This is a genomic window from Micromonospora sp. HM5-17, from assembly GCF_003762835.1.
Lineage (GTDB): Bacteria > Actinomycetota > Actinomycetes > Mycobacteriales > Micromonosporaceae > Plantactinospora.
Map to the genome: position 1 here is coordinate 287,156 of NZ_RJWA01000006.1, position 17,109 is coordinate 304,264.

Consider the following 17,109-nt stretch of genomic DNA (forward strand, 5'->3'; position numbering starts at 1 on the left):
CGTCCCGGGTCCGCGCCCGGCTCGGCCGGCGCGGCGGCCCGCGACGACCGGGGATCGCCCCGCCCCGGTCCGTACGCCGGACCCGGTCCGCGCGGCGACCCGCACAGGAAGACTCTCATGCGCATCACCGTTCCGGAGCACCCCTCGGGCCGGCTGCCCGACGCCTGGCGAGCCTGCGTCGGCACGGGCCGATTCGAGCTGGCGCTGCGCCGTGACTACCAGGACTCGCTGGCCCTGATCCAGCGTGAGATCGGCTTCCGGCACATCCGGGGGCACGGGCTGCTCAGCGACGGCGTCGGCGTGTACCGGCCGTACGAGTACCAGGGGTCGCGCCGAGTCCGGTACACCTTCGGTTACGTCGACCAGGTGATCGACTCGTACCTCGACCTCGGGATCCGCCCCTTCGTGGAGCTGGGCTTCATGCCGGCCGCCCTCGCCTCCGGCGACCAGACCGTGTTCTGGTGGCGCGGCAACGTCACCCCGCCCCGCTCCTTCGCGGAGTGGGCCGACCTGGTCCGGGCCACCGTGGCCCACCTCGTCGACCGGTACGGCCTCGCCGAGGTCCGTCGCTGGCCCATCGAGGTGTGGAACGAACCCAACCTTCCGGAATTCTGGCGGGGCGCCGACGAGGCCGCGTACCACCGGCTGTACGAGGTGACGGCGCACGCCGTCAAGGAGGTGGACGCCGAACTCCAGGTCGGGGGGCCGGCCATCTCCCCCGGCGCCGACGACTGGCTGCCGCGCTTCGCCGACTTCGTCGCCGCCCGCGACGTCCCGATCGACTTTGTCAGCAAGCACGCCTACACCTCCGGGCCGGCCCAGCACGTGCCGTTCGGGGTGCACCAGACGCTGCGGCCGGCGGCCAACCTGCTGGAGCAGTTCGCCACCCCGCGCGACCTGCTCCGGGACACCGCCCTGGCCGGGCTGCCGGTGCACATCACCGAGTTCAGCTCGTCGTACCGGCCGGACAATCCGATCCACGACACCGCCTTTCACGCGGCGTACCTCGCCCCCGTGCTGGCCGCCGGCGGCGACCTGGTCGACTCCTTCTCCTACTGGACCTTCAGCGACATGTTCGAGGAGGTGGGCGTCCCGACGGCGCTGTTCCACGGCGGGTTCGGCCTGCTCACCCACCGGCAGATCAAGAAGCCCACCTACCACCTGTACGCCTTCATGGCCCGCCTCGGCGACCAGATCCTGGCCCGGGGGGCGGACCACCTGGTGACCCGGGACGCCGACGGCCGGGTCACCGTGCTGGCCTGGGCGCCGGTGGACGTCACCGGCCGGTCCCCGGTCGACCGGCACGCGCTGCGGCTCTCCGTCCCGCTCGGCGCCCCACGGGCGACGGGCGCCGGCCCGACCTCGGCGTACGTCCACCGTTCGTCCGTGCACGAGGAGGTGGGCAACGCCTGGACCGCCTGGTGCGAGATGGGCCAGCCCCGGTCTCCCCGGCCCCGACAGCTCGAGGCGCTGCGGGAGGCGGCCGAGCCGGGACGCAGCCACCGGAGGCTGCCGGTCGTGGCCGGACGGGTCGACCTCGACCTCGACCTCGCGCGGCACGAGGTGACCCTGGTCGAGATCACCCCGGTCGTCGACGAGACCCCGCCGTGGTGGGACGAGAACCGGCTGCTCGGGCTATCCTCCGAAGCCCCGGCCGACGCCGCGGCCGCGGTCGGGGGCGGGGACGGCCCCGGCGGTGGGGCCGGACGGGAGGATCGGCAATGAGCGACGCAGTCGGCACGCGCCGCCAGTTCGGGACCGGCCCACTCTCCCGGGCCGCGGCGCTGATCTACAGCCTGCTGGTGGTGGAGGTCCTGCTCGTGCTCGGCACACTGCCGGGCTTGGTCCCCCTGATCCTGCTGGATCGGGACGTCAGCAACCTGCCGCTGGCCGCCGCCTGCGCGGTCCCGCTCGGTCCGGCGGTCGCGGCCGCGCTGTACGCGCTGCACCACCACCGGGGTGACCTGACCGAGCTGCATCCGGCGGCCGCGTTCTGGCGCGGTTACCGGGCGAGTCTCGGCCCGGTACTGAAGATCTGGGTCCCGCTCCTGCTGTGGCTGACCATCGTCGCGGTGAACCTCGCCAACTTCCACGCCGCGGCGGTACCGGGCTGGTGGCGGGTACCGCTGATCATGGTGGGGGTGGTCACCACCCTCTGGGGGGTCAACGCGCTGGTCGTCACCGCCCTCTTCGTCTTCCGGACCCGGGACGTCGCCCGGCTGGCGGTGCACTTCCTCGGCCGTACCCCGCAGGTCACGCTCGGCACCGCCGGCCTGCTGCTCACGGCGGCCGTGGTCACGGCCGTCACCTCGGAGGCGGTGCTGGCGCTGCTCGGCTCCGTCTTCACCCTGGCGCTGCTGGGAACCAGCCGCCCGATGATCAACCGGATACGGGAGGAGTTCGTCGCGTGAGCAAGGCGGCCGGTCGCCTGCCCCGGACGTCGAAGGTGCCGTTCGGTGGGGACTACAACCCGGAGCAGTGGCCCGAGGAGGTGTGGAAGGAGGACTACCGGCTCTTCGACGCCGCCCGGATCGACACCGTCACGCTCGGCGTCTTCACCTGGGCGCTGACCCAGCCGGCGCCCGACGTCTACGACTTCAGCACGCTGGACCGGATCGTCGCCCGGGCCGCCGCCGAGGGCCGGAACATCTGCCTGGCGACCGGGACCGGCGCCCACCCGGCCTGGCTGGCCCGGGCCCACCCGGAGGTGACCCGGGTGGACTTCGAGGGGCGCCGGCACCGGTACGGCCAACGGCACAACTCGTGCCCCAGTTCGCCGGTGTTCCGCCGGCTCTCCGCCGAGCTGGCCCGCCGGGTCGCGGCCCGGTACGCCGACAACCCGGCCGTGGTCGCCTGGCACGTCGGCAACGAGTACGGCGGCGCCTGCTACTGCGACCTCTGCGCCGCCGGCTTCCGGGACTGGCTGCGCCGGAAGTACGGCACCCTGGAGGCGCTCAACACCGCCTGGTACACCACGTTCTGGTCGCACACCTTCACCGACTGGGCGGAGATCGAGCCGCCGTCGGCGCTCACCGAGCACTGGCGCGGCCCGAACCACACCGCGTTCCAGGGCATCACCCTGGACTACCTGCGCTTCATGTCCGACGCCATGCTCGCCAACTTCATCGACGAGAAGGCCGCGATCCGCGAGTCGAGCGACCTGCCGGTCACCACGAACTTCATGGGCATGTACCGGCCGATCGACTACCACCGCTGGGCGCCGCACCTCGACTTCGCCTCCTGGGACAACTATCCGCCGGACGACCGCTCGCCGGCCTGGATGGCACTGACCCACGACCTGATGCGCGGACTCAAGGACGGCCAGCCGTTCTGGCTGATGGAGCAGACCCCGAGCTACACCGCCTCGCGGGACGTGAACCCGCTGAAGCGGCCCGGGGTGATGCGGCTGTGGAGCTGGCAGGCGGTGGCGCACGGCGCGGACGCCGTCCTCTTCTTCCAGATGCGGGCCTCCCGGGGCGCCTGCGAGAAGTACCACGGCGCGGTGATCGGCCACGCCGGCCGCGACGACACCCGGGTCTTCCGCGAGGTGGCGGCGCTCGGCGCGGAGCTGGAGCGGCTCGGCGGGGCCACGCTGGGCGCCCGCACCCCGGCCCGGGTGGCGCTGCTCTTCGACTGGGACAGCTGGTGGGCGCTGGAGATCTCCGACGGACCGTCCCGGCTGGTCCGCTACCAGCAGGTGGTGCACGCCTACTACCGGGCGCTCTGGGAGGCCGGGGTAGACGTCGACGTCGTCGCGGTCACCGCCGACCTGTCCCGCTACGACGTGGTCGTCGCCCCGGCGCTGCACATGCTCAAGGGCGACCTGGCCCAGCGGCTGACGGAGGTGGCCGCGCGCGGCGGCTCCGTCCTGACGACGTTCCTCTCCGCCCGGGTGGACGAGGACGACCAGGCGTTCCTGATGGACATACCGGGCCCGCTCGGACCGCTGATGGGGATCCGGATCGACGAGTGGGACGCCCGCGAGGCGGACGTGGTCAACCCGGTGCGACTCGGCGACGGCGACGACGCGCGGGAGGTCGGGTCCCGGCTCGTCTTCGAACTGGTGATCCCCCAGGGGGCCGAGGTGGTCGGGACGTACCAGGCCGACTTCTACGCCGGCACCCCGGCGGTGACCCGCAACCGCTTCGGTGCCGGGGAGGGCTGGTACGTCGCCACCGGGCTGGACCAGGCCGGCGTCTCCTGGGTGGTCCGGCGGGTGCTGGCGCGGCACGACCTGCTCGGGCCGTACCCGGACGTGCCCGAGCTGGAGACGACGCTCCGGGTCGCCCCGGACGGGACCCGGCTGCGCTTCCTGCTCAACCACTCGGCCGAGCCGGTCGAGGTGGCGGCGATCTGGGCCGGGACGGACCTGGTGACCGGCGAGACGGTCACGCCGGGCCAGCCGCTGCGGCTGGCGGGATACGGGGTCCTGGTGCTGCGCGAGGAGGGCTAGTCCGGGTCGGGTGGGCGCGCCCCGGGGCGGGACGCCCACCCGACCGTCGTCCTCAGTAGATCCGGCGACCGTGCGCGTCCGGCACCCCGGACTTGCGGTAGAAGTACGTGTTGATCTGGTCGCGCCACTCCTCGGCGGAGCGCACCTGCTCGTCGAGGCGCTCCCGCACCCGGGCCGCCACCGCCGGGTCGACCAGGTCGGCGATGTCGTCCCAGCGCCGCCGCAGCTCGGCCGCCTGCTCCGCCCCGGCGAAGTGGGTGTCGTAGATGTGCTGGATGACCGTGACGCCGCTGTGCAGCACGTGGTCGTACGGGACGTGGTGGAAGAAGAGCAGCAGCTCGTCGGGGCAGGTGTCCCGCGACTCGTACACCTCCGACCAGGGGGCCGGGTACTGGCCGGTGAAGCCGGTCCCGGTCGCCCGGGTCCGGTCCACGCCGATGCCGTCCCGGTCCGCGAAGTGGTAGGTGCCCCACGGGGTGTACTCGTAGCCGTCGACGTCCGGTCCGTAGTGGTGTCCCGGCCGGACCATGAAACCGACGCCGAGCGGGGCGGTGTAGCGCTCGTACGTCCGCCAGGAGTCGTCCATGATCGCGTGGAGCGTGCGGCGCAGCCGGTCCGGGTCGGCCGTGGCCGCGGGGACGAAGGTCAGCTCGATCCACTCGTCGAGCACGGCCAGCGGGTCCAGCCGGGGGTCCCAGGCGAGCCGGCCGAAGGCGTACAGGTTGGCCTGGGCGAGCGGGTGGCCGGTCCAGAAGGGGTCGTCGCCGACGTTGGAGACCGCGACCAGCCCTCCACCCTCCGGGGCCGCCCGGTCGCCGGCCGTCCCGGCGACCACGTCGGCGACGGTCGGGCCGCTGGGGCCCCAGAGGCCGAAGCCGAGCACCTCGCTCCAGAGTGGCCCGAGGTAGCAGACGTGCCGCTGCTGGCCGGTGTACTCCTGGGTGATCTGAAGTTCGACCGCGAGCCGGGTGGCGGGCATCGCGGCGATCACCGGGGAGACCGGCTCGCGCACCTGGAAGTCCATCGGGCCGTACTTCACCTGGAGGATGACGTTGTCCCGGAACTGGCCGTCGAGCGGGGCGAAGTGGTCGTACGCCGCCCGGGCGCGGTCGGTGGAGCGGTCCCGCCAGTCCTGCCGGTGGTTGTAGACGAAGGCACGCCAGTGCACCACCCCGCCGAACGGGGCCAGCGCCTCGGCGAGCAGGTTCGCGCCGTCGGCGTGGTTGCGCCCGTACGCGAAGGGGCCCGGCTGCCCCTCCGAGTCGGCCTTCACCACGTAGCCGCCGAAGTCGGGGATCGCGTCGTACACCTGGCGGGTCGTCTTGGCCCACCAGGCCCGGACGTGCTCGTCCCACGGGTCGGCGGTCGGCAGTCCACCGACGGTGCGCGGCGCGGCGAAGCTGACCGACAGGTGCACCTGGATCCCGTACGGCCGCAGCACGTCGGCGATCGTGGCGACGTCCCCGAGCCGGTCGGTGAGCAGCCGCGCCTCGGTGGCGTGCACGTTGACGTTGTTCACCGTGATCGCGTTGATCCCACACGCGGCGAGGAGCCGCCCGTAGGCCCGGATCCGGGACAGGTCGGTGGTGAGGGCGCCGTCCCGCCAGAAGATCGAGCCGCCCGAGTAGCCCCGCTCCACCTGCCCCATCACCGGGTGCACGTCGACGTTGTCCCAGTGGTTGAGCATGCGCCGCCGCAGCGCCGGCCGGTACCGGCGTGGCGGGTGCTCGGCCCCGAACGCCGCCTCGCCGAGCCGGACCAGGTGGAAGAGTCCGTAGAGCAGTCCGGCCGGGGCGTCGGCGAGCAGCACCGTGCACCCGTCGTGCCGGGCCAGCGCGAAGCCCTCGGGGCCGAGGCCGGCGTCGGGTCCGGCCGGTGTGTCCGCCAGCGTGGCGCGGACCGCCACCGCCGCGGCGGGCAGCGGGTCCGCCGTGGTCAGCGCGAGGACCAGGTCGTACGGCTCCTCGATCGCCGCGGCCTGGTCCGCTCCGGACGTGGGGTGTCGCAGACCGCCGCCGTACCGGCCAGCGGCCTCGGCGAGTTCCTGGCGCACCGTGTCGACGAGGGGGCCAGCGCCGCAGAGCAGGGTACGGCGGGTGCCGAGCGGCCGGAACACCTCCGGCGGCAGCCAGGCCGGGTGGACGTCGGGGGGCTCGGGGGTGGTCACGCGTTTCTCCGGATCGGATGGGACCGCCGCGAGAGGGGCCGGACCCCGGGTCCGGATGTCCGGCCGGTCCGACGGCCTGCGGGGTGTGTCGTGGTCGCACTCTAGTGCATGGCGCGGCCGCCGTCCGGTCGGCCGTGCTCGCCACGCTGGCCGGCAACCTCACCGCTCCGCTCGGGGTCGCGGCGGCGAGGGCGCCCCCGCCCACCGTCCCGGTCTGACGGCGGCTCGGCGCGACCGGAAGGGCGTCACATCACCGGTGGCGCCAGACCCGGCGCCATGAGCGGCTCCGCCGGCATCGGCACCCGCAGGTACGCCGCGCCGCGCAGGTCCAGCCAGGCGTTGGTCGGGGTCCGGACCAGCCGGAGCATCACCGCCTCGCAGGCCGGGCATCGGGCAACCACGCCGGGGGCGTGCGCGTAGACCCGGAGCCCGGCCACCGGCCCGGTCCGCCCACACGAGGCGCACCGGCCGGTGGCGGTCGTCAGGTCCACCGCGAACACCTCGGCCAGCGGACCGGCCAGCATGTTGCCGTCCAGGTGGTCCATTCCGGGCTGCCCCGGGTCGGGCTCGGTCATCTCGCCTCCCACAAGCGGTGTTCGCCCCGGTCCGGTCCGCCCGGCGGGGCCTCGGCGGCTCAGCCTCCGGTCGGGCCGAAGCGCTCGGTGCGGATTCGCCGGGTGTCGTCGCCCAGGGCGACCAGGATGTCGGCCACCCTCTCCACGAAGCCCGTCGGACCGCAGACGTAGCAGGCCGGTTCGAGCTCGGGCGGCCAGCCGTGGGTGTTCAGGTCGGCGACGCCGATCCGGTGCGGCGTCGCCGCCGAGCCCTCCGGCACCTCCCGGGTGTAGAGGTACGTCACGTCGAGCCCGTGGTCGTCCCGAGCCCGTCGCCGCAGCTCGTCGGCGAAGTAGACGTCCCGCCCGGTGCGGACCGAGTAGATCAGCCGGAACGGCACCCGGCTGCCGGCCATGCCCCGGGCCCGGATCATCGCCATCAGCGGCGCGATCCCCGAGCCGCCGCCGACCAGCAGCACCGGCGCGGTGTCGGTGACCCGCCAGACGAAGTAGCCGCCGATCGGGCCGCGCAGCTCGACCGGGTCACCGACCGCGAAGACGTCGAGGAGGTACGGCGACACCTCCCCGTCCGGGACCCGCTGGATGGTCACCTCGACGCGGTCGCCGTCGACGGGTGCGGAGATCGAGTAGCTGCGCGCCGCCTGGTAGCCGTCCTCGGCGGTGAGCCGCAGGTCGACGTGCTGACCGGGCTGGTGCCCCGGCCAGTCGGGGACCTCCAGCACGAGGGTGGCGGCGGTCTCCGTCTCCTGACGTCGGTCGACGAGTCGGGCCACCCGCCAGCTGGCCCGGTTGGTCAGTCGCCCTGGTACCGCTGTTCGCGCCATGGGTCACCGTAGTCGTGGTAGCCGGCGGTCTCCCAGAATCCGGGCTCGTCGGTCAGGCCGAGCCGGATGCCGCGCACCCACTTCGCCGACTTCCAGAAGTAGAGGTGCGGGACGAGCAGACGGGCCGGGCCACCGTGCTCCGGCGGCAGGGCGGTGCCCTCGTACCGGTGCACGATCCACGCCCGGCCGCCGCGCAGGTCGTCCAGCGGAAGGTTGGTGGTGTAGCCGCCGTACGAGTGGGCCAGTGCGTAGGAGGCGGCGGTGTCGATCCCGTCCAGCAGGGTGTCCAGCGAGACCCCCTCCCACCGGGTGTTCAGCTTGGACCAGTGGGTCACGCAGTGGATGTCGACCGTCGGGGTTTCCGTCGGCAGCGACCACATCTCGTCCCAGGTCCAGCGGTACTCCGCGCCGGTCTCCGTGGTGATCACGAACTCCCAGTCCGACAGCGGCACCCGTGGCGTGGGACCGGCGGAGAGCACCGGGAAGTCCTCGGTCAGGTACTGCCCGGGCGGCAGCGCCGGCCCGCTCGGTCGACGCCGCCCCTGAAAGCCCGGAGAAACGATGCCCACCGGGTCTTCCTACCACCCGCCGGGTCGGGCCGGCCCCGGATCCGGCAAGCCGGCCGGAGAACCCACGGGCGAGCCCCGAGGCGGCCCGGGACCGGCGGGCCTCAGCCCGGGGCGGTCCGGGCCGCCGCCGGCCCGACGGCGCCGGCCCCGCCGGGACCGGGACCATCCAGCACCTCGGGCGGCAGCCCGGGCCAGCGGGCGCGGGCGGCGTCCAGGAAGTACGCCTGACCCGGATCCCAGGTGTGCCCGGTGGCCCGCCGATGGTAGACGTAGCCGAGCGGATGGGTGCGGTAGACGGATCCGCCGGCGCGGCGAATCCGGTCGAGCAGACCAAGGTCGGCGGAGCGGGGCACCGGCCGCCAGCCGCCGACCGCCTCCAGATCGCCCCGGGCCAGCAGCATCGTGCCGCCGGCGACCACCTCGGCATCGCTCTCGGCGGCGCCGGAGGGGCGACGGATCGTCACCCCCAGCGTCTCCAGGTGGACGAACTCGGAACCCTTCCCCACCACCGTCGCCCCGGAGTAGTGCCGGGCCAGCACCAGGTCCCAGACGTGCTCGGGGCCGTAGCTGTCGTCGTCGTCGACCTTCGTGACCAGACTGCCCCGGGCCCGGCGGGTCGCGGCGCCGAGGGCCTCCCCGAAGCTGACGCTTCCCGGCACCCGGACGACCTCGTACGGTCGCCCGCTGTCGGCGAGCAGCGCCCGGACCGGCTCGGTCAGGTCGACGCCGTGCAGGCAGAGCACGATCTCCAGCTCCGGGTACGTCTGCCCGACGACCGCGCGCAGCGCCGCCGGCACCAGGTCGGGGCGCCGGGTCACCAGGATCACGCTCACCGACGGCGGACACGCCAGCCCCGGGAACGCCTCGGCGGTGAGCCGCGGCAGCGCGAACGCGGTGGCGTGGCCGCGCAGCGCCGCCCGGCGCTGCCGTACGCTGCGCGCCTCGCGGGCCAGTGGCCCGGTCTCGACCACCGGCCGGACCAGGATGTCCCGCAGTTCCGGGGCGAGCAGCGCGGCGACCCGCTCCGGCAGCGCCGGGACGGAGAGCACCGCCCCGGTCATCGCCACCTGCACCAGCAGCGCCGCCACCGACACCGGGTCGACGTCCGGCAGCGGGGCACACTCGACGACCCCGACCTGGCGGAGCGTGGCGAGGGCGGACGCGGTCAGCCCCACCCCGTCCAGCGGCCCCGCCGGGCCGCCACGCGACCGGCCCGGGCCGCCGGCGGGCGCGACCTCCAGCCGTACCCGGGGGGCGTTCGGCTCGTAGGCGGCGGCCCGGCGGCCCCGGGGGTTGATCCGGCGGGCGTCGACCAGCACCGCCACCCGGCCGACCGCCGTCCGGGGTCCGTGCCGGCCGGTGCCCCACCTGACCGCGTACGCCGCCGCGGCCCCGGCGTCGCGCGGCGCCGGATCCGGCCCGGCCGTCCCGTCCCCGGCCCACACCACGACGTCGTGCGCGCGGATCTCCGGGTTGACCGGCAGCCCGCCCCGGGTCACCCCGGCCTCGGCGGGGAGGTAGCCGGGCAGGGTGTCCCGGGCGGTCAGGTTCGCCGTGGCCGGTGCCGGCAGCGGCCGGTCGGGACCCAGCACGGGGAGCACCGCCCGCAGGATGTCGCGCAGCGCCACCGGGCGAGAGAGTCGCACGGCGATGGAGGCCACGCCGCGCCCCCGCGCGGGGAGCGCCACCCGGTGCCGACAGAGGTGGTCGAGCGGGCCGACGCCGTGCGACCAGCCCCGCCGGGGCGCCCGCCAGTACGCCACCACGATCGTCGCGTGGCGGGTCGGCAGCAGGGCCGACGGCGCCGCGAGCAGGTCCCGGAGCCGGTCCGCCGTGCCGGCGACGACCAGGACCCGGCGGGTGCCGAGGAACCGGAGAACCCGGAGACCGACCAGTCGGCCGAGGCGCTCCGCCCGCGTCGGCGGCGGTGCCCCCGTCAGCCGCCACCACCACCCGACCGTCCCGGCGGGATCGCCCCCGCCCGCCCCGTCGCCGCTGGTCGGCCGCCCCCGTCCCGCGCCGTCGTGGTGCTGTGCGTCGTCGTGCTCCGCGTCCACGGTGTGATTACCGCCCCCCACGCCGTCGTGCTCCACCCCCACGTCGAGCCGGCCACCCGCGGCCGGACTCGGCCTCCGCGGCGCCCGCGCGCGGCGCGGCCGGGCTCCGTGCCACATCCGTCGGGCTCGTCACCCCGGGCGCCGCCTGTGCCGGCCACGAGGCACACGGACCGCTCTGCCCAGACCACGTCTGGTGACCTTCCGCCGACGATAAGCCCTGGGGGCCGTCGTCCCCGCGACCAATCGCCCGGGGTGTCCTATCGTTCTCCGATGACCGACGCCCAGCGTTCTCCGACGACCGATGCCGAGCCGGCAGCCCCGACCGGCCCGCTCCGTGGGGTCCGCATCATCGAACTGGCCGGCATCGGGCCGGCGCCCTTCGCCGCGATGGTCCTCGCCGACCTCGGCGCGGACGTGGTTCGGGTGGATCGGGTCTCCGCCGTCCGGCCGGAGCGGTTCGGCACACCCCATCCCGACCTGCTCAACCGGGGACGGCGCTCCCTCGCCGTCGATCTGAAGACGCCCGAGGGTCGCCGGCTCGTGCTCGACCTGGTCCGCACCGCCGACGCGCTGGTCGAGGGTTTCCGACCGGGGGTCACCGAACGGCTCGGCCTGGGTCCGGAGGACTGTCTCGCGGTCAACCCCCGGCTCGTCTACGGCCGGATGACCGGATGGGGCCAGGACGGCCCGAACGCGCCGTACGCCGGGCACGACATCGACTACCTTGCCCTGACCGGAGTCCTGCACGGGATCGGCCGGGCCGGCGAGCGGCCGGTGCCGCCGATGAACCTGGTCGGCGACTTCGGCGGGGGTGGGATGCTGCTGGCCCTCGGGGTGGTCTGCGCCCTGTTCGACGTACGCGGTGGCGGGGCCGGGCAGGTGGTGGACGCCGCGATGGTGGACGGCGTGTCGCTGCTCTCCACCATGATCCATGGGCTGCGGGCGATGGGTCTGTGGGGGGACGACCGCGGGGTCAACATGTTCGACGGCGGGGCGCCGTACTACGACACGTACGAGTGCGCGGATGGGAAGTTCATCGCGGTCGGCGCGGTCGAGCCCCGGTTCTACGCCGAGTTGGTCCGGCTCACCGGCTTTCCGTTGCCGCCGGACGAGGCGCTGGACCGGGATGACCCGGCCAACTGGCCGGCGCTGCGCCGGGCCTGGGCCCGGCTGTTCCGGACCCGAAGCCGGGACGACTGGGCCCGGCTGCTGGAGCACACCGACGCCTGCGTGGTGCCGGTGCTCGACTGGCGGGAGGCGCCCGAGCACCCGCACCTGGCCGCCCGGCGGGTCTTCGTCACGCATGCCGGCGCCGCCCAGCCGGCCCCGGCGCCCCGGTTCAGCCGGACGCCGGGATCGATCCGCCGCCCGCCGCCGCACCCGGGCGAACACACCGACGAGTTGCTGGCCGAGTTGGGGTTGGACGCCGAGCAGATCCGTCGGCTCCGGGAGGCGGGGGCGGTGGCCTGAGCCGGGCGCGCCGACCGCGGGCCGCGCCACGCCAGCCCCGCCACCCCGGCCCCGGGTCCCGTCACACCGGCTCCGGGCCCGCGCTCGTGATGGGGGTGCGGCCCCGCGGCCGGGCCGACACCGGGTCCATCCGGTACGCCGACCGACGCGGCTACCCGGCGACGCCGGGCTCGCGATCCCGGTGCAGCCAGGCCAGCAGGTCGGGCGGGCCCAGCCGGGCGACCCGGGCTCGGTACCGGGCGAGGTCGTCGGCGGTGAGCAGTTCCCGACCCGCCCCGGAGCTGCCGCGCCGGAAGAACGCGGCAGGATCCTTCAGGATCCCGGACGGAGCCGGGACCAGGCGGTCGGCCCGGGCCCGCATCCGGGCGAACGTGGCCGCCTCGACGAGCGCCGGCCACCGCCGGGCCGGCACCGCGATGCCGAGGTGTTCCGCGATGCGCCGCATCTGTCCCGCCAGGTCGGCCTCGAGGTCGGCGTAGTGCACGAGCAGGATGTTCGGCTGCTCCCGCCGGGCCCAGGCGTCACCCAGGTGCCACAGCACCCCCGGCAGCGAGTCGAGCGCGTCGGCCGGTGCCACGTCCCGGTCGATCCAGGCGCGCAGCCACTCCCGCAGCTCGGGCCGGGGCCGGGGTGGCGTGGCCGGGGCGGGCTGGCCGGTGAGCCGCCGGATCCGCTCCCGGTTCAGGTTCGCGCCCTGGTAGTAGAGGGAGACCGCCATGTCCAGCGGGTCCCGGGCCACGACGACGTACGTGACCCGGGAATCCAGCGGGATCCCGTCGAGCGGCGTGTGGGTCTTGATGAACCGCCGGTGGCGCTGGGCGGCGAGCCGGGCGTAGACCTCGTCGCGGGGCACGACCAACCAGTCCAGCCACGGGGAGAGCTCGGCCAGCGGCGCCGGCAGTTCCGGTTCCTGGAACACCAGCAACGCGCAGATCATCTGCATCCAGGTGGTGCCGCTCTTGGATCGGGTGCTGATCACGATGTCGCCCGCGCGGTACGGGAAACCGAGCCAGCGGGCGCTGTCCTCCTCGTCGGAGCGGTAGCGGACCGGGCTGGCGTCGCGGTCGAGGTGGTGGAGGGCCGGGGTGTCGGGCACCTGGGGAGGGTAGCGGCACCGCCCCGGCGGTGCCGAACGGGTGCCCCGGGCAGGCGTGACCGGCGCCGCAACGGGTATCCGCCCGGCCGGCGAATCCGACAACGGGCGAGGAGTGGGATCTCATGGTGACCAACGCGGACGTCCTGCGGTACCTGCGGTCGATGGACTTTCCGGCGCCCAAGGAGGACATCGTCCGGGAGGCCGAACGCGCGGGAGCGCCGCCGGAGGTGCTGCGGGCACTGCGGGCGATGCCGCCGGTGGAATACGGGAGCACCGAGGAGGTGGCCCGCTCGGCCGCGACCGACAGGGCGCCGGAGGTCACGCCGGCCGACCTGGCCGCGAAGACCCGCAACCGTACGCACCAACGGGTCGCGCGCCACCTGCGCCAGATCTGACCGGAGCGCGGATGGGGCGCGGCGGGTGGCCGCGGCCGGTGCGGGCCTCGGTCCAGATAGCCGTCATCACCGCCGTCGGAATCGGCGTTGGCGTCGTGGCGACGCTCCTGCACTCCCCGGTGCTCGGGCCGCTGATCGGCTGGGACGCGGCGGCGATGACCTATCTGGTCTGGGCCTGGCTCGTGCTCTGGCCACGGAGCTGGCAGGAGACGGCCGAGCTCGCCGTCCGGGAGGATCCGAGCCGGGCGATCCGGGACGCGGTGCTGCTCTCCGCCGGGCTGGCCAGCCTCCTCGCCATCGGGGTCCTGCTCGCCACCAACCCGTCGATGCACGGTCTCGACCGCGACCTGAACCTCGGGTTCGGCATCCTCAGCGTGCTGCTCTCCTGGACGGTGGTGCACACCGTCTTCACCACCCGGTACGCCCGGCTGTACTACACCGGCGAGGACGGTGGGGTGGACTTCCACGAGTCGGAGCCGCCGACGTACACCGACTTCGCGTACCTCGCCTTCACGGTGGGGATGACGTTCCAGGTGTCCGACACCGCGTTGACGCGGAAACCGATACGGACCGCCGTGCTCGCTCACGCGCTGCTGTCGTACCTCTTCGGTACCGTCATCATCGCGGCGACGATCAACCTCCTGGCCGGGCTGGCCCAGTGAGGCCGGATGCGGGAGACGACATACGGCGGGCTGCCGCACCGGCGCGCACCGGACGAGGCGCCCCGTTCGTGCGGCAGGCGCGAACAGGGCGCCACGCCCGACAGTGTCCCGCGGGGTCGACGGTCCGAACCGGACACGGCCCCGGGCAGCGGTCGCCCCCCGAACCGGCTGGGCGAGACCGCTGCCTCATTCTACGAGGCGGTATCGGCCGTACGGTCAGAGTTCGACGAAACTGTGGGGGACCCCACGGCGTTTTCGCCACTCAACGGCCGATTTCGTCGTATGAGCCCTCCAGGTCGATCCGGGCCAGCGCCCCGACCAGCCAGGCCAGCCTCTCCGACTCCCCACCGCCGGCAAGCGCCGCCAGATCGGCCGCCGAGCGGCCCAGACCGAGTCGCCGGGCGGCGGCGAGCGCGCGACGGTCAGCCACCGGCGCGTTCTCCCGCCACAGCGCCTGGACCTCGCGGAGGAACAGGTCGGTCACCTCGCCGTCCACCCCCGGGAGTTCGCCGAGCAGCGCCCGCTCCCGGTCGGGCTCGTACCGCGCCGCGGCCCGGAGCCGTCGCAGATCCCCCCGGTAGCGGCCGACCAGGACGCCCGCGAGGTCACCCAGGATGCCGGCGAGCCGGTTCGCGTCGGCCCGTCGGCCGTGCTCGCGCAGTACGGCGGCCCGGTCCTCGGGCCGGGACCGGACCATCCGGGCCGGACTCTCCCACCCCCGGTCCCGCAGCGCCAGGGCCGGCTCGACCGCGCGCCGGACGTCACCGACGCGGCGCAGCAGGATCGCCAGACAGAGGACCTGGAAGAGGCTGCTGGGGTTGTTGGTGACCCGGATGCCGTACTCCTCGGCGAAGCCTCGGCCCCGGCCCGCCAGGCGGCGGGCCAGCCGTTTACGTTCCTCGACGCTGGTGGTCGCAGTGGTAGCCATGCCCGGCGACTACCCGCGACGGCTCCGGCCAAAGCCATCCGTCGTGGGATTCCCCACGCGCCGGGCGGTCCGGCACCCCGGCCACGCCGACCTCACCGGGACGCCGTGCCGGCGTCCGCGGCGGCCCTGGTGTCCCAGCGATTCGGACGGCGGGGCGCGTGGTGTGAGACTGGGTCCATGGCGCCTGTGCTGAGCTTCGGTCTGAACGTCGATCCGAACGTCGGCGGCCTGGCCATCGCCGAGCGGATCGCGAGGATCGCCGACGACACCGGCCTGGAATACGTCGGCGTCCAGGACCACCCCTACAACTCGGGCTTTCTCGACACCTTCACGGTGCTGACCTGGCTGGCCGGCCGGACGAGTCGGGTGCACCTGTTCCCGAACGTGGCCAACCTGCCGCTGCGTCCACCGGCGATGCTGGCGAAACAGGCGGCGAGTATCGACGTCCTCAGCGGGGGACGGTTCGAGTTGGGGTTGGGCGCGGGCGCGTTCGTCGACGCCATCGCCGGCATGGGTGGCCCCCGCCGCTCCCCCCGGTCGGCCCGGGAGGCCCTGTCGGAGGCGATCGACGTCATCCGGGCGAGCTGGGCCGGTGAGCCCTTCGGTTACCAGGGTCGGCACTACACCGTGGAGGGGCTCCAACCGGGGCCGCGGCCGCCGCACCAGATCGGCATCTGGCTCGGCGTGCTCGGCCCCCGGGCGGTGCGGCTGGTCGGTGCGAAGGCGGACGGCTGGTCGGTCTCGGCCCCGTACGTGCCGCCGGAGCGGTTGGCCGAACTCAATCCGATCATCGACGAGGCCGCCCACGACGCCGGCCGGGACCCGGGGCGGATCGTCCGGCTCTACAACGTGATGGGGCTGGTCGGCCCGGAGGACCGGGACGCCTTCCACGGACCGGTCGAGCGGTGGGTGGAGACGCTGACCACGCTGCACACGGAGCACCGGATGAACGCGTTCGTCTTCTGGCCCTCCGGGGACCGGGAGCGGCAGTCCCGGATCTTCGCCGAGGAGGTGGTTCCCGCCGTACGCGCGGCGCTGGCCTGATCCGGCCAGGCAGGCCGGAGCCGGAACCCGCGCCGGCGGTCGGCGGGCGCGACCGGAGGGGAACGGGCGGGTGCGACGCAGGGCCGGCGGGGCGGCCGCACTCGGCTCCCCCATGCCGAGGCGCCCGTCGGACGAGTCCACCTCGTCCGACGGGCGCCCGTCGCGGTGTCGGATCGGTTTCGGACCGACCCGGGTCAGCCGACCGGGGTCAGCTCCCGGGACCGGGTCCGGGCCGGGGTGCGCCGGATCTTGCGCCGCCAGGCGACCGCGATCAGGACCAGCAGCACACCGGCGGCGAGCAACGTCCCACCGATGGTGAGCTGGGAACCCGTCTCGCTACCGGTCACCGGCAACGGCGGCTGGGCACGGACGACGGTGACCGCCGTGCTGGCCACCCGGCCGGTGGTCAGGCCGGTCCCGGTGATCGTCACCGTGAGCTGGCGCGTGAACCTGACCCGGACCGAGAACTCGCCCGTCGGGTTGGCCCGGACCGTGATCGTGGTCGGATTCGTGTGCACCGTCTGCGCTTGGCGGGCGACCGGGGCCATCGCCCCGACCCCACCCGAGTTCTGCCGCGCCGGCTGGACGCCGGGCGCGGGCGCGGCGAGCGGCTGGGTCGTGAAGACGAGCCGCACGAGTTCGTTGCCGCCGTACCCGGTGCCGAACACCGTGAACGTCTGCCCCACCTCGACCGTCGCGTCGCTGACGGTCAGCGCCGGAGGCACCGGCGGGTACGGCGGCTGCGGGACTGGTTGGGCCTGTGCGGGCGTCCCCGCGATGGCGAACGCGCCCACCGTGGCGAGTGTCGCCACGGCCGAGCCGATGATGCGGGATAGCCGCATGGTGAATCCTCTCTCTACTGATGGCAT

The 17,109-nt window shown here is 74.3% G+C and carries 15 protein-coding genes; 7 read left to right on the forward strand and 8 right to left on the reverse strand.

Going from position 1 to position 17,109, the window contains the following annotated elements:
* Positions 1–117 precede the first annotated feature (117 nt).
* From EF879_RS19110 to EF879_RS19120, 3 genes are read left to right on the forward strand one after another with little or no spacing between them, the layout of a single operon-like run.
* Complete coding sequence (locus EF879_RS19110; protein ID WP_123560770.1) at positions 118–1,725, forward strand: xylan 1,4-beta-xylosidase; 1,608 nt, start codon at positions 118–120, stop codon at positions 1,723–1,725.
* The gene (locus EF879_RS19115) at positions 1,722–2,411 is read left to right on the forward strand and encodes a DUF624 domain-containing protein (protein WP_123560498.1); all 690 of its coding nucleotides are present in this window, start codon (positions 1,722–1,724) and stop codon (positions 2,409–2,411) included. Before EF879_RS19110 ends, EF879_RS19115 begins: the two co-directional genes overlap by 4 nt.
* Positions 2,408–4,453, forward strand: a complete 2,046-nt coding sequence (locus EF879_RS19120) for a beta-galactosidase (RefSeq protein WP_233604573.1) — start codon at positions 2,408–2,410, stop codon at positions 4,451–4,453. Before EF879_RS19115 ends, EF879_RS19120 begins: the two co-directional genes overlap by 4 nt.
* Positions 4,454–4,505: 52 nt before the next feature.
* On the opposite strand, the gene EF879_RS19125 is transcribed toward EF879_RS19120, so the two are convergent.
* The 5 genes from EF879_RS19125 to EF879_RS19145 form a co-directional block, all read right to left on the reverse strand.
* A complete protein-coding gene (locus EF879_RS19125; protein ID WP_123560499.1) occupies positions 4,506–6,620 on the reverse strand; it encodes an alpha-glucuronidase in 2,115 nt (704 codons plus the stop codon).
* A gap of 245 nt (positions 6,621–6,865) precedes the next feature.
* On the reverse strand, positions 6,866–7,195 hold the full coding sequence (locus EF879_RS19130; RefSeq protein WP_370375526.1) for a DUF6510 family protein: 330 nt from the start codon (positions 7,193–7,195) through the stop codon (positions 6,866–6,868).
* Between the two features lie 59 nt (positions 7,196–7,254).
* A complete protein-coding gene (locus EF879_RS19135; RefSeq protein WP_123560501.1) occupies positions 7,255–8,019 on the reverse strand; it encodes a ferredoxin reductase in 765 nt (254 codons plus the stop codon).
* Positions 7,989–8,588, reverse strand: a complete 600-nt coding sequence (locus EF879_RS19140; protein WP_123560503.1) for a molybdopterin-dependent oxidoreductase — start codon at positions 8,586–8,588, stop codon at positions 7,989–7,991. Before EF879_RS19140 ends, EF879_RS19135 begins: the two co-directional genes overlap by 31 nt.
* Before the next feature lie 101 nt (positions 8,589–8,689).
* Positions 8,690–10,666 carry a glycosyltransferase family 2 protein gene (locus tag EF879_RS19145; protein WP_148086483.1) on the reverse strand — a complete coding sequence of 659 codons (1,977 nt, stop codon included), beginning with the start codon at positions 10,664–10,666 and terminating at the stop codon, positions 8,690–8,692.
* A 249-nt stretch (positions 10,667–10,915) separates the two neighbouring features.
* Between EF879_RS19145 and EF879_RS19150 the strand changes: the two genes are divergently transcribed.
* A complete protein-coding gene (locus tag EF879_RS19150) occupies positions 10,916–12,115 on the forward strand; it encodes a CaiB/BaiF CoA-transferase family protein (protein WP_123560507.1) in 1,200 nt (399 codons plus the stop codon).
* A gap of 151 nt (positions 12,116–12,266) precedes the next feature.
* On the opposite strand, the gene EF879_RS19155 is transcribed toward EF879_RS19150, so the two are convergent.
* Positions 12,267–13,211 (reverse strand): sulfotransferase domain-containing protein, encoded by a 945-nt coding sequence (locus tag EF879_RS19155; protein WP_123560509.1) that lies wholly within the window; start codon positions 13,209–13,211, stop codon positions 12,267–12,269.
* A 122-nt stretch (positions 13,212–13,333) separates the two neighbouring features.
* On the opposite strand from EF879_RS19155, the gene EF879_RS19160 reads away from it, so the two are divergent.
* Both EF879_RS19160 and EF879_RS19165 read left to right on the forward strand, forming a co-directional pair.
* Positions 13,334–13,606: a DUF2795 domain-containing protein gene (locus tag EF879_RS19160; protein WP_123560511.1), complete on the forward strand. Its 273-nt coding sequence runs from the start codon at positions 13,334–13,336 to the stop codon at positions 13,604–13,606.
* A 38-nt stretch (positions 13,607–13,644) separates the two neighbouring features.
* On the forward strand, positions 13,645–14,268 hold the full coding sequence (locus tag EF879_RS19165; RefSeq protein ID WP_199736503.1) for a DUF1345 domain-containing protein: 624 nt from the start codon (positions 13,645–13,647) through the stop codon (positions 14,266–14,268).
* Between the two features lie 262 nt (positions 14,269–14,530).
* On the opposite strand, the gene EF879_RS19170 is transcribed toward EF879_RS19165, so the two are convergent.
* The gene (locus EF879_RS19170) at positions 14,531–15,196 is read right to left on the reverse strand and encodes a hypothetical protein (protein ID WP_123560515.1); all 666 of its coding nucleotides are present in this window, start codon (positions 15,194–15,196) and stop codon (positions 14,531–14,533) included.
* Positions 15,197–15,373: 177 nt separating this feature from the next.
* Here EF879_RS19170 and EF879_RS19175 point away from each other — a divergent pair, with 177 nt between their 5' ends.
* The gene (locus tag EF879_RS19175) at positions 15,374–16,240 is read left to right on the forward strand and encodes an LLM class flavin-dependent oxidoreductase (protein WP_123560517.1); all 867 of its coding nucleotides are present in this window, start codon (positions 15,374–15,376) and stop codon (positions 16,238–16,240) included.
* 194 nt (positions 16,241–16,434) lie between these two features.
* Here EF879_RS19175 and EF879_RS19180 read toward each other — a convergent pair whose 3' ends face one another.
* Positions 16,435–17,082 (reverse strand): LPXTG cell wall anchor domain-containing protein, encoded by a 648-nt coding sequence (locus tag EF879_RS19180; RefSeq protein ID WP_123560519.1) that lies wholly within the window; start codon positions 17,080–17,082, stop codon positions 16,435–16,437.
* Positions 17,083–17,109: the final 27 nt, after the last annotated feature.